The following is a 12853-nucleotide window of genomic DNA, read 5'->3' as shown; positions in this document are numbered from 1 at the left end:
TTTTACTTACGAGTTCTTTTCAAGATCAGTCACAAGTAAAGGTAGGGTTATGATTTCAGGCATTTTAGCATCCCCGGGTATCGCTTTCGGCAAAGCACTGCTGCTGAAAGAAGACGAGATCGTCATCGACCGGAAGAAAATTTCTGCCGACAAGGTTGACCAGGAAGTTGAGCGTTTCCTGAGCGGTCGTGCCAAAGCATCGGCGCAGCTGGAAGCAATCAAAACGAAAGCGGGTGAAACTTTCGGTGAAGAAAAAGAAGCCATCTTCGAAGGGCATATTATGCTGCTGGAAGATGAGGAGCTGGAGCAGGAAATCATAGCCCTGATTAAAGATAAGAACATGACTGCCGATGCGGCAGCGCATGAAGTTATCGAAGGTCAGGCAACAGCCCTGGAAGAGCTGGATGATGAATACCTGAAAGAACGTGCCGCTGACGTACGTGACATCGGTAAGCGTCTGCTGCGCAACATCCTGGGTATGCCGATTATCGATCTGAGCGCGATTCAGGAAGAAGTGATTCTGGTTGCGGCCGACCTGACACCATCAGAAACTGCCCAGTTGAACCTGAAAAAAGTGCTTGGTTTTATCACTGATATCGGTGGTCGTACTTCCCACACGTCTATCATGGCGCGCTCCCTTGAGTTGCCAGCGATTGTGGGCACCGGTAGCGTCACCACTCAGGTCAAAAATGGCGATTATCTGATCCTCGATGCGGTTAACAACAAAGTCTACGTTAACCCGAGCGATGATGAGATTGAGACACTGCGCGCGGCGCAGGCTCAGGTTGCCGAAGAGAAAGCTGAACTGGCGAAACTGAAAGATCTGCCGGCGATCACCCTTGATGGTCACCAGGTGGAAGTATGCGCTAACATCGGTACCGTTCGCGATATCGCGGGCGCTGAGCGCAATGGCGCCGAAGGTGTTGGTCTGTACCGTACCGAATTCCTGTTCATGGATCGTGACGCTCTGCCGACTGAAGAAGAGCAGTTTGAAGCCTACAAAGCAGTGGCTGAAGCGTGCGGTTCTCAGGCAGTTATCGTCCGCACCATGGACATTGGTGGCGACAAAGAGCTGCCGTACATGAATTTTCCGAAAGAAGAGAACCCGTTCCTGGGTTGGCGTGCAGTGCGTATCGCCATGGATCGTAAAGAGATCCTGCGCGATCAGGTACGTGCTATCCTGCGCGCATCTGCTTTCGGCAAACTCCGTATTATGTTCCCGATGATCATCTCTGTTGAAGAAGTGCGTGCACTGAAGAAAGAGATCGAGATCTACAAACAAGAATTACGCAACGAAGGCAAAGCCTTTGATGAGAAAATCGAAATTGGCGTGATGGTGGAAACCCCTGCCGCCGCGACAATTGCTCGCCATCTGGCGAAAGAAGTCGATTTCTTTAGTATCGGTACCAATGATTTGACGCAGTACACCCTGGCGGTTGACCGTGGTAATGATATGATTTCACATCTTTACCAGCCGATGTCACCGTCTGTTCTCACCCTGATCAAGCAAGTTATTGATGCTTCTCATGCGGAAGGCAAATGGACTGGCATGTGTGGTGAGCTTGCTGGCGACGAACGTGCTACACTTCTGTTGCTGGGGATGGGTCTGGATGAATTCAGTATGAGCGCCATTTCTATCCCGCGCATTAAGAAGATTATTCGTAACACAAACTTCGAAGATGCGAAGGTGTTAGCAGAGCAGGCTCTTGCTCAACCGACAACGGACGAGTTAATGACGCTGGTTAACAAGTTCATTGAAGAAAAAACAATCTGCTAATCCACGAGATGCGCCCAAATTACTGCTTAGGAGAAGATCATGGGTTTTTTCGATAAACTGAAATCTTTGGTTTCTGATGATAAAAAAGACACCGGAACCATTGAGATTATTGCCCCACTTTCTGGCGATATCGTCAACATTGAAGATGTACCGGATGTTGTGTTCGCTGAGAAAATCGTTGGTGATGGCATTGCTATCAAACCGACCGGTAACAAAATGGTAGCCCCGGTTGATGGTACTATCGGTAAAATCTTTGAAACCAACCATGCCTTCTCTATCGAATCCGATAGCGGCATTGAACTGTTTGTTCACTTCGGTATCGACACCGTTGAACTGAAAGGTGAAGGTTTCAAACGCATCGCAGAAGAAGGCCAGCGCGTAAAAGTTGGCGACCCGGTAATCGAATTTGATCTGCCGTTGCTGGAAGAGAAAGCCAAGTCAACTCTGACGCCGGTGGTTATCTCCAACATGGACGAAATTAAAGAGCTTATCAAACTTTCTGGTAGCGTAACCGTGGGCGAAACCCCGGTGATCCGCATCAAAAAGTAATGCGTAATGCATAAAAGAATGGCGCCGAAAGGCGCCATTTTTGCTTTACTGCGGCGGTAGAATCAGCTCGTCATAGCCTTTTTCCAGCGTATATCCCATCACTTCTACAACCCGATCACCCGCAGCCTGTATCGCCACATCAAGCGCTTTTCCCTGAACAATGCCGCTCACCAGTTCAGAACAAAACAGGTCGCCTGTACCTTTGAGATCGGTCGCCACACGCGGATAACCACTCACATGAACCGCATCAGCGGTAACCAGTACGACATGGATTTGCTCATCCTGTTGCTCAACCGGCGCACTGGTGATCGCCACCCAATGCAGCGATTCCGATAACAGGCCTTTTGCCGCCTCAATCGCACTTTGCAAATCCCGGCACGGTTTACCACTCAGCACTTCCAGCTCGAACACATTTGGCGTAATACCCTGTGCCAGAGGCAGCAAATGTTCACAATATGCCTGCGGAATTTCTGGTTTTACGTAGATACCACTATCGGTATCGCCGATCACCGGATCAACCAGAATCAACAGTTGCGGATGTTTTTCCCGCAGCACCGTGAGCCACTGTGCCAGCAGTTTTATCTGGCTGGCGCTGCCCATATAACCGGTGGTAACAGCTTTAACGCTGCGCAGGACATCACGCTCTTCCAGCGCCTGTAAATAGCCGCTAAACCACTCGTCGGGAATGACGCCACCGTAAAAGGTGTCATAGTGCGGCGTATTGCTAAACAGCACCGTCGGCACGGCCAGTACCTTCAAATGATGCTGGCGAATATTCGGCACCGCGATGCTGTTGCCAACGCTACCGTAGACAACCTGCGATTGTACGGCAACGATATCGGCCTGCTGCGCCCGGGTCTTATCCCTGAACAGGATCATCTCCATTCGGTCTCCTTAACGGGTTAAATCCCCGCGCCCTGCGAATAACTCTCTTCACCAAATACGCCAGTAGAAAGATAGCGATCGCCGCGATCGCAGATAATAGCGACGATCACCGCACCCGGATTTGCTCTCGCCACCCGCATTGCCCCTGCTACTGCGCCGCCGGAACTGACACCGCAGAAAATCCCTTCCCGCACCGCCAGCGCGCGCATGGTATTTTCCGCTTCGCGCTGATGGATATCCAGCACCTCATCAACCAGAGACGCGTTAAAAATCCCCGGCATATATTCAGCAGGCCAGCGGCGGATACCGGGAATACTGCTGCCCTCTTCCGGCTGTAATCCGACAATCGTCACTTTTTTATCCTGCTCGCGCAGAAAACGCGATACCCCGGTAATGGTACCGGTAGTGCCCATACTGGAGACAAAATGCGTGATTCGCCCGCTGGTCTGCCGCCAGATTTCCGGGCCGGTGGTGGTGTAATGTGCATAGGGGTTATCCGGGTTGTTAAACTGATCGAGCAGCTTACCTTCACCGCGCGCCGACATGGCCAACGCCAGGTCGCGCGCCCCTTCCATCCCCTGCTCTTTGCTGACCAGAATCAATTCCGCACCGTAGGCTCGCATCGCGGCACGGCGCTCCTGGCTCATATTGTCCGGCATCAGCAATTTCATGCGGTAGCCTTTCAGCGCGGCGATCATCGCCAGCGCAATACCGGTGTTACCGCTGGTCGCTTCAATCAGTACGTCGCCGGGTTTGATCTCCCCGCGCTTTTCCGCCTGCACGATCATCGACAGCGCCGCTCTGTCTTTTACCGATCCCGCCGGATTGTTGCCTTCCAGCTTGACCCAGATTTCACTACCGTTGTCCGGGCTCAGTCGTTGCAATTTGACCAGCGGCGTATTGCCAATGGTTTGTTCTAATGTGTTCACAATCGCTGTCCAATAAAAAACCCGGTCGCAAGATGCATACCGGGCTTGTAGGCCGGATAAACCTGTATGCTATCCGGCAGAAACCACGTCTGTTTAAGCTATCAGGCAGAATCCGCCAGAGCAAGTTCTGCTCGGGCCTCAATACGTTCATTACCGTTGTATAAACGGGCATGTTGCAGGCCGACGAACAGGCGCTCACCGCGCTGCGGGGGGGGCTCATCACGCATCACCACGGTTAACGGCTCCGGGTTCCAGCCCAGCGGCTGCACCACCAGTTGGGTGTAATGCCCTTTCGGACTGGCTTCCAGCACCTGCACCGGCAGGGGAGAATCGAGACTGGTACGACGGCTGACATCCACTTCCCACGGGCGCAGAAACAGATCGACATCGCCCTGGTAAGCCGGCGTATAACCAAGCGGCCAGCGGTGCGCACCAACGTGGAACTGCCCGCCGCTCACCGTGCCTTTCAGGCGGTTAACCTCGCCCATAAACTCCAGCACAAAGCGGGTTGCGGGTTCGCGCCAGACCTGATCCGGCGCATCCGCCTGTTCAATATTTCCCTCGCTCATCACCACCACGCGATCGGCCACTTCCGTCGCCTCTTCCTGATCGTGCGTCACAAACACGCTGGTGAATTTCAGCTCTTCATGCAGCTGACGCAACCAGCGGCGCAGCTCTTTACGCACCTGCGCATCCAGCGCGCCGAAAGGTTCATCCAGCAGTAAGATTTGCGGCTCAACCGCCAGCGCGCGCGCCAGCGCCACACGCTGTTTCTGACCACCAGAAAGCTGCGCCGGGTAGCGTTCCGCCAGATGTGCCAGTTGCACCATTTCCAGCAGTTGTGTCACTTTCGCTTTGATCGCCGCCGCGTTTGGTCGTTCACGACGCGGCAGCACCGTCAGGCCGAAAGCGATATTGTCGAACACCGTCATATGACGAAACAGTGCATAATGCTGAAACACAAAACCGACCCGGCGTTCGCGTGCATGCAAACGGCTGACGTCGGTGCCGTGAAAACGGATACGTCCGCTGGTCTGATGCTCAAGGCCGGCAATAATACGCAGCAACGTTGTTTTGCCGGAACCGGACGGTCCCAGCAGCGCCACCATCTGGCCGGAAGGGATATCCAGAGAGATATCATTCAGCACCTGGGTGCGACCAAAGGACTTCTTAATATTGGCAATCTCAATGCTCATGATTTCCCTCCTGTTGCTGACGTTTTTCCTGATTATTCAAACGCCACTGCAACGCACTCTTTAAAAACAACGTCAAAATAGCCATTAAGGTCAGCAGGGCGGCGGCGGTAAACGAACCGACCGTATTGTAATCCTGCTCCAGTAATTCAATTTGCAGCGGCAGCGACAGGGTTTCACCACGGATAGAACCGGAAACCACCGACACCGCGCCAAATTCGCCAATCGCCCGCGCATTAGTCAGCACCACACCGTATAACAGCGCCCAGCGAATGTTCGGTAGTGTTACGCGCCTGAACATCTGCCAGCCAGACGCGCCAAGCAGAATCGCCGCTTCGTCCTCCTGGCTCCCCTGGCTCAACATCACCGGCACCAGTTCGCGCACCACAAACGGGCAGGTGACAAACACGGTAACCAGCACCATGCCCGGCCAGGCGAACATAATTTGCAGATTATGCGCATCCAGCCAGCCGCCAAGCGGGCCGTTCGAGCCATAAAACAGCAGGTAGATAAGACCTGCGACCACCGGTGAAACAGCAAAGGGAATATCCAGCAGCGTCAACAGCAGCTGGCGACCAGGAAAGTTAAAGCGCGTCACCAGCCAGGCCAGCAACGTGCCGAATATCAGGTTCAGCGGCACCGAGATTAGCGCAATCAATACCGTCAGCCAGATGGCATGCAGCATGTCGGCATCGGCAAGGTTTTGCAGTACCGGAACCAGACCTTTGTTGAACGCCTGTACGAAGATATAAACCATCGGCACAACGAGGATAAACGCAGAAACAAGGACGCCCGTGCCAATCAAAAACCATTTGCCCCAGTTCACCTGAGGCTTGTCATAGCGTTTCAATTCAGTTATTTCCGCCATTAGTGACCTACCACACGCTGACCAAAGCGGCTTTGCAGGGTGTTAATAGAAAACAGCAACAGCAGAGAAGCCGCCAGGATCACCGAGGCAATCGCGCTCGCCGCCGGGTAATCAAACTCCTGCAGACGCACAAAAATCATCAGCGAGGTGACTTCGGTTTTCCAGGCGATGTTACCGGCGATAAAGATCACCGCGCCAAACTCGCCAAGGCTGCGGGTAAACGACAACGCTACGCCCGCCATCAGCGCCGGAGAGAGTTCCGGCAGCACCACTTTGCGAAAACTTTGCCAGCGCGTCGCACCCAGCGTTTCTGCCGCTTCTTCATACTCCGGCCCCAGTTCTTCCAGTACCGGCTGAATGGTGCGCACGACAAACGGAATGCTGGTAAACGCCATCGCCACCGCAATACCGAGCCAGGTATAGGTCACTTTGATATCAAATTTCGCTAACCACTCACCGTAAAAACCATTCACCGAAAACAGTGATGCCAGCGTCAGACCTGCCACGGCGGTGGGCAACGCAAAAGGTAAATCCATCAACGCATCGAGCAACGTGCGGCCCGGAAAGCGGTAACGCGTGAGGATCCACGCCATCAGCAAACCAAACACGCCGTTAAAAACGGAGGCGACAAACGCCGCAATCAGCGTGACCTTATAGGCGGCCACCACCTGCGGATTAGTGACCACCTCCCAGTATTGCGCCCAGCTCATCTGCGCCAGCTGCATCACCAGCGCGCTCAGCGGCAACAGCAGTATCAGACAAACAAAAAACAGGCTGCTGCCAAGGCTTAAACCAAAGCCGGGCAGCACACGTTTTGATCCTGCAAACATCACTTACGCCCCGCCGCCAGCAACGTGTCCAGCTCACCACCGCTGGCGAAATGGGTTTTCATCACCTCAGGCCAGGAACCAAACTTGTCCTCTACACGGAACAGCGCCGTCTGCGGGAATTTATCACTCAGTTTCGCCATCACTTCCGGGTTGTTCACGCGATAGTAGTAATCGGTGATGATGGTTTGCGCCTGTGGGCTGTAAAGCCAGGTGAGATAAGCTTTCGCCGCTTTTTCTGTGCCGTTGGCCTTCACATTTTTATCCACCCACGCGACCGGGAATTCAGCCAGGATGTTGACCTTCGGTACGACAACTTCAAAACCCTGCGCTTCATACTGCTTGCGGATGTTATTCACTTCCGATTCAAACGAGATCAGCACATCGCCAAGCCCGCGCTCAACAAAAGTAGTTGTTGCACCGCGACCGCCGGTATCGAACACCTCAACGTTTTTAAGAAACTGTGTCATAAACTGCTGGGTTTTGGCTTTGTCACCGCCATCCGCCTGATCCGCCGCGCCCCATGCTGCCAGATAGGTATAGCGCGCATTGCCGGAGGTTTTCGGGTTCGGGAAAATCAGCTTCACGTCGGAGCGCACCAGATCGTTCCAGTCGTGGATGTTCTTCGGGTTACCTTTGCGAACCAGAAACGCCATTGTTGAGTAGAACGGTGAACTGTTATTCGGCAAACGGCTCTGCCAGTCCGCCGGGATCAAGTTGCCTTTGTCGTGCAGAATCTGCACATCGGTGACCTGGTTATAGGTCACGACGTCCGCTTTCAACCCTTGCAGTATCGCCAGCGCCTGCTTTGAGGAGCCAGCGTGAGATTGCTTAATGGTCAGCTTGTCACCGCCGTTATCTTCCGCCCATTGCTGTTCGAACGGCGTGTTGAGGGCCGCAAAGAGCTCGCGTGATACATCATAAGAGCTGTTAAGCAGTTCCGTCGCTTGTGCCTGAGCGGCCCACAGCGTCAGCGCTGCCAGCGTCAGATATCCTTTTTTCAGTAAGTTAACGGCCATTGCGCACCCTTATAAGCTGATGACATTTCGTCCCTCAGTTTATTTATAACGGGTGTGAAACCTGTAACGGTTTTATATACCAATTGGTGATTTGGAATCAGAAAAGAATATAAGCAGAAGGGAGTGGTGACCGGGTTTCCCCGGCCAGCAGAAGTGCGTGGTTTACAGCGCCAGCAGCTTATCCAGCGACGGCGCGAAGTAGTAGCCGCCGGTCACCGGACGGGTAAAACGCAGCATTGCGTCGCGCTTACCATCGGTATCGCCAAACATGCTCAGCAGTTGCTGCTCAATGTTGTACAAACGGGCGCAATAGGTGCAGAAATAAAGCCCATGCGTGCCACTGGCAGTGCCATACGGCAGGCTCTGACGGACGATTTTCAGCCCCTTGCCGTTCTCTTTCAGGTCGACACGCGTCAGGTGCGACGTTTCCGGGCGCGCATCGCCGTCGATCTCTTCATTGGTCTCTTTCGTGCGGCCAATCATCATCTCCTGATCGCCCACGCTCATGCGGTTGAGCTGCTTGAGGTTATGCTCCCAACGCTGCACCATCACGTAGCTGCCACCGGCGTCCACGCCGTCCTGAATAATGGCGACCTCGCGGCGTCTCTCATCGCCTGCCGGGTTTTCCGTACCGTCAATAAAGCCGCTTAAATCACGCTCTTCCACCCAGCGGAAACCATGCGTCTCTTCTTTAACGTCAATCGCCTCGCCGAACGCCGCCAGCGCGGCCTGAGCAACGGAGAAATTCACATCGTGGCGCAGAGAAAGAATATGGATCAGCACGTCTCGCTGTGTTGCGGGTGCCAGCCCTTTGCCATACGCCGGAAAATCTTTTAGCTCGTCTGCGCCTTCAGCACCGTTCAGCGCACGCCAGGTCTTGTTGCCAAAGGCAATGGTCGCGCCCAGCGCCGCATCGGGGAATTGCAGTTGAAAGGTCGCCAGCTTATCGGCGAATACGCGGCTCGCCACGCGCAGGGCATCGGTGTCCCCTTTAACGTTGGCTTCAATCCAAATCGCCGCACGGCAATGTTCTGGCAAAATGCCGCTTTGAACCTGGGACATGACTCCTCCTGAAAAAAACAGGCCACGAAACCGTGGCGATAATCGCGGTATTGTACCTGTTTTTCCTGCGACAGCAGCGAGTTGAGATCAAATTAACGGCGCCAGATAAGCTTGCTCACTTTCCAGTTTTTCAGCGCATCATCGGATGGCATCAACCCTTCCGGACCGCTCCATTCACCGGTAAATACATAGCTAATATGCTGGCTACCCGGCGCTTTACACTCTACGCCCACGCTGTCATCACCCACGCCTTTCACGCAGTTACCGAACGCTTTATCAAACAGCGTATTGAACGGCGTACCGATTTTTACCCCTTTGTCGGTGGTGATATCGCTGTCCAGCACATCAATACGGCTGACCGCGCCGTTTTCTCCGTTCACCACCAGCGCCAGTTTGTCGTCTTTTAGCGCTTCAAAATAACGAACGATACTGCCTTTTTCCGTCTTCATACCGCTACGCAGATGGTAATCGCCACCCAGCGCATCATTAATTGCCTGCTCATTTAGCGGCGTGCTGGCGGAGATGTTGCCGACTCCGTTGTCGCTCACCTCAACAGATGAACCAAACCAGTTCCACGGATAGGCCGCCGACCAGTTGACGGAAGCCAGCGTCGAGCAGCCAGTTAACGCCAGCGGCAGAACGCAAATAAGTGTACGCAGGGATTTCATGCTTCATTCCTTTTATTCATTGAACGCCTGTTGGAGTCCCGGAAGTCAAAAAAGTGCCGCTTAATGTTGAGCAAGGGAAAAACAGGCCCGAAGACGCCGGTTTGCCGCCAGCCACCACAGCGCAAAAAGATCGGCGATAACCAGAAACAGCCCCACACCGAAAAGCGCCTCGCCGGTATACCAGCGCCAGGGTTGCCACACCAGCAGCACCAGTTGCGCCAGCAATACCAGCGGGTAGAGTGCGCGCCACAGGCGGGGAAAATGTTCGCGGCGACCGCTCAGTAAAAAGGTCAATGCCGCCGGTATACCCGGCAGCAAGCCCAGCCAGAAATCATCGTGATCGGGGTAAAACAGCGCGAGCAGCGCGTCGCCCTGCCCGCGCGATGCCCCCGCAATCACAAACAGCACCCAGGTGCGTGCCTGTAGCAGCAACACGCACCAGAACAGAAAAGGGAGTTTCAGGCGACCGTGGTTATCGTAATCGGCGGGATAAATCTCAGTACTCTTCATCTTCAATTAAACGCTTGCCCAGACTGGCCGAATCCATATGCTCATAACCGAGGCGCTCATACATGCCGATAACCATCTCGTTATCTTCCCGCACCATCAGGTTAATTTTCGGGCAGCCGCGGGCAATCAGCTTTTTCTCCAGCCGACTCAGCAAGGCGTTAGCGATGCCGCGCCCGCGAAACTCCGGATGAACGCCGAGGTAATAAGCCGACCCGCGATGGCCATCATAACCGCCCATCACCGTACCAACCACTTCACCGCCGACTTCAGCCACCAGAAACAGGCTCACATCGTGATTCACTTTGCGTTCAATATCCATTTCCGGATCGTTCCATGGTCGCAACAGCTCACAACGCTCCCACAAGGTGATCACTTCTTCGAAATCTTCCTGGCGAAAAACGCGTATCTCCATGGTATTCCCCGTCATTTTCAGCTGTGTAAACGTAGATTATGGCCCTAAGCGCCGCTGTAGCCAATATCCGGCATCTTCAGCGCTGAAATTTGGCATAATGTCACTCTGTCACGTATTGAAATGAAAAGTAAAACATTAGTTCACACGGATAGTCGTAACGGCAAACACGATACGATATAACACCAGGGACCACGAATAAGACAATTCAGGCGTATGAGCACCTTTAAACCTTTAAAAACACTTACCTCGCGTCGTCAGGTGCTGAAAGCAGGCCTGGCCGCCCTGACGTTAACGGGCATGTCTCGCGCTATCGCGAAGGACGAGACACCACTCAAAACCACCACCGGGCACAGCAAGCCGAAAGCAAAGAAAGCCGGCACGAAACGCATTGTGATGCTTGATCCGGGCCACGGCGGTATTGATACCGGCGCGATCGGTCACAACGGTTCGCAAGAGAAATACGTGGTGCTGGCGATCGCCAAAAACGTCCGCGCTCAGTTGCGTGCGCAGGGCATTGACGCGCGCCTGACGCGTACCGGCGATAAATTTATCCCGCTTTATGATCGCGTAGAGATTGCCCACCAGCATGGTGCGGATCTGTTTATGTCGATCCACGCCGATGGCTTCACCAATCCAAGCGCTGCGGGCGCGTCGGTGTTTGCGCTTTCCAATCGCGGCGCCAGTAGCGCGATGGCGAAATACCTGTCGGATAAAGAAAACGCCGCCGACGATCTGGCCGGGAAAAAAGCCAGAGACAAAGATCACCTGCTCCAGCAAGTGCTGTTCGATTTAGTGCAAACCGACACCATCAAAAACAGCCTGACGCTCGGCTCGCATATTCTCAAGCAGATCAAACCGGTACACCGCCTGCATAGCCGCAACACAGAACAGGCAGCATTTGTGGTGCTAAAATCGCCTTCAATACCGTCCGTGCTGGTGGAAACATCCTTTATCACCAACCCGGCAGAAGAGAAGCTGCTCGGCACGGCGGCGTTTCGCCAGAAAATCGCCAGCGCCATTGCCGACGGGGTACTCAGCTATTTTAGCTGGTTTGATAATCACAAAGCCCACACGAAGAGACGCGGATGACCACGCCTGATATCCACCCGGTTAAAAATGCCCTGCTGAATTTGCAGGACAAGATCTGTGACCAGTTGAGCGCCCTTGATGGCGGGACATTTATTGAAGATGCGTGGACGCGTGCCGCAGGCGGCGGCGGACGCAGCCGTGTGCTGCGCGATGGCAGCGTGTTTGAACAGGCGGGCGTCAATTTTTCGCATGTCCATGGTGACGCAATGCCAGCGTCGGCCACCGCGCACCGCCCGGAACTGGCGGGTCGCAGTTTCGAAGCGATGGGCGTTTCACTGGTGGTTCACCCGCGTAATCCGTATGTGCCAACCAGCCATGCCAATGTGCGCTTCTTTATCGCCGAAAAACCGGGCGCGGAACCGGTGTGGTGGTTTGGTGGCGGCTTTGATTTAACCCCCTACTACGGTTTTGAAGACGATGCCCGCCACTGGCACCGCACCGCGCGCGATATCTGTTTGCCGTTCGGCGAAGAGGTGTATCCGCGCTATAAAAAGTGGTGCGACGATTACTTCTACCTTAAACACCGTGACGAACAACGCGGCATTGGCGGGCTGTTTTTCGACGATCTCAACACGCCGGATTTCGATCACTGCTTTCGCTTTATGCAAGCGGTGGGAAATGGCTACCTCGACGCTTATTTACCGATTGTGGAACGGCGTAAGGCTTTATCGTACGGCGAGCGCGAGCGCGACTTCCAGCTTTACCGCCGCGGACGGTATGTGGAGTTTAATCTGGTGTGGGATCGCGGCACGCTGTTTGGCTTACAAACCGGCGGGCGCACCGAATCCATTCTGATGTCGATGCCGCCGCTGGTGCGCTGGGAATACAATTATCAGCCCGCAGAAGGCAGCCCGGAAGCCGCCCTCAGCGAGTTTATAAAAGTCAGAGACTGGGTTTAGCTTATCGTGTCACCCGGCATTTTCTGCCTGTAACAATGGTTACCGCAACGTATCTGCCTTTTTCAGGGACAGATCTTATAGCGCCGGGGTTGTGCCTCCGCTGAAATCGGCGAACCGAAGCACAGATGGCAAGGTCTGGACACCAGGGATGGCGGCCAGAGGCGAA

At 54.1% G+C, this 12853-nt stretch carries 14 protein-coding genes; 4 read left to right on the top strand and 10 right to left on the bottom strand.

Annotated features, from left to right (window positions below):
• Window positions 1–49 precede the first annotated feature (49 nt).
• Both ptsI and crr read left to right on the top strand, forming a co-directional pair.
• Window positions 50–1777: a phosphoenolpyruvate-protein phosphotransferase PtsI gene (gene ptsI, locus BN2591_RS09315; RefSeq protein WP_086870890.1), complete on the top strand. Its 1728-nt coding sequence runs from the start codon at window positions 50–52 to the stop codon at window positions 1775–1777.
• A gap of 39 nt (window positions 1778–1816) precedes the next feature.
• Window positions 1817–2326 (top strand): PTS glucose transporter subunit IIA, encoded by a 510-nt coding sequence (gene crr, locus BN2591_RS09310; protein ID WP_020454651.1) that lies wholly within the window; start codon window positions 1817–1819, stop codon window positions 2324–2326.
• 45 nt (window positions 2327–2371) lie between these two features.
• Here the strand turns inward: crr and pdxK are convergent, their stop codons facing one another.
• The 10 genes from pdxK to BN2591_RS09260 form a co-directional block, all read right to left on the bottom strand.
• Window positions 2372–3211 (bottom strand): pyridoxine/pyridoxal/pyridoxamine kinase, encoded by an 840-nt coding sequence (gene pdxK / locus BN2591_RS09305; protein WP_086870888.1) that lies wholly within the window; start codon window positions 3209–3211, stop codon window positions 2372–2374.
• 17 nt (window positions 3212–3228) lie between these two features.
• Window positions 3229–4140, bottom strand: a complete 912-nt coding sequence (gene cysM, locus BN2591_RS09300; protein ID WP_086870886.1) for a cysteine synthase CysM — start codon at window positions 4138–4140, stop codon at window positions 3229–3231.
• Between the two features lie 101 nt (window positions 4141–4241).
• Window positions 4242–5336, bottom strand: coding sequence for a sulfate/thiosulfate ABC transporter ATP-binding protein CysA (gene cysA / locus BN2591_RS09295; protein WP_086870884.1), 1095 nt, complete (start codon window positions 5334–5336; stop codon window positions 4242–4244).
• On the bottom strand, window positions 5326–6201 hold the full coding sequence (gene cysW, locus BN2591_RS09290; protein WP_086870882.1) for a sulfate/thiosulfate ABC transporter permease CysW: 876 nt from the start codon (window positions 6199–6201) through the stop codon (window positions 5326–5328). The genes cysA and cysW overlap by 11 nt, the downstream gene beginning before the upstream one ends.
• Complete coding sequence (cysT, locus tag BN2591_RS09285; protein WP_017458920.1) at window positions 6201–7031, bottom strand: sulfate/thiosulfate ABC transporter permease CysT; 831 nt, start codon at window positions 7029–7031, stop codon at window positions 6201–6203. The genes cysW and cysT overlap by 1 nt, the downstream gene beginning before the upstream one ends.
• Entirely contained in the window at window positions 7031–8047 is a 1017-nt protein-coding gene (locus tag BN2591_RS09280; protein WP_086870880.1) for a sulfate ABC transporter substrate-binding protein, read from the bottom strand. The genes cysT and BN2591_RS09280 overlap by 1 nt, the downstream gene beginning before the upstream one ends.
• A gap of 162 nt (window positions 8048–8209) precedes the next feature.
• Window positions 8210–9109: a Dyp-type peroxidase gene (locus tag BN2591_RS09275; RefSeq protein WP_086870878.1), complete on the bottom strand. Its 900-nt coding sequence runs from the start codon at window positions 9107–9109 to the stop codon at window positions 8210–8212.
• Between the two features lie 92 nt (window positions 9110–9201).
• Window positions 9202–9777 (bottom strand): RpoE-regulated lipoprotein, encoded by a 576-nt coding sequence (locus BN2591_RS09270; RefSeq protein WP_086870876.1) that lies wholly within the window; start codon window positions 9775–9777, stop codon window positions 9202–9204.
• A 60-nt stretch (window positions 9778–9837) separates the two neighbouring features.
• The gene (locus tag BN2591_RS09265; protein WP_086870873.1) at window positions 9838–10287 is read right to left on the bottom strand and encodes a DUF2919 domain-containing protein; all 450 of its coding nucleotides are present in this window, start codon (window positions 10285–10287) and stop codon (window positions 9838–9840) included.
• Complete coding sequence (locus BN2591_RS09260; protein ID WP_017458925.1) at window positions 10274–10699, bottom strand: GNAT family acetyltransferase; 426 nt, start codon at window positions 10697–10699, stop codon at window positions 10274–10276. The genes BN2591_RS09265 and BN2591_RS09260 overlap by 14 nt, the downstream gene beginning before the upstream one ends.
• 213 nt (window positions 10700–10912) lie before the next feature.
• Between BN2591_RS09260 and amiA the strand changes: the two genes are divergently transcribed.
• On the top strand, window positions 10913–11788 hold the full coding sequence (amiA, locus tag BN2591_RS09255; RefSeq protein WP_086870872.1) for an N-acetylmuramoyl-L-alanine amidase AmiA: 876 nt from the start codon (window positions 10913–10915) through the stop codon (window positions 11786–11788).
• Complete coding sequence (gene hemF, locus BN2591_RS09250) at window positions 11785–12687, top strand: oxygen-dependent coproporphyrinogen oxidase (RefSeq protein ID WP_086870870.1); 903 nt, start codon at window positions 11785–11787, stop codon at window positions 12685–12687. The genes amiA and hemF overlap by 4 nt, the downstream gene beginning before the upstream one ends.
• Window positions 12688–12853 lie beyond the last annotated feature (166 nt).

The organism is Kosakonia pseudosacchari (assembly GCF_900184035.1).
GTDB classification, from domain to species: Bacteria; Pseudomonadota; Gammaproteobacteria; order Enterobacterales; family Enterobacteriaceae; genus Kosakonia; species Kosakonia pseudosacchari.
The sequence above is the reverse complement of the archived record's forward strand: the minus strand, read 5'-3'. Positions and strand labels throughout refer to the sequence as shown.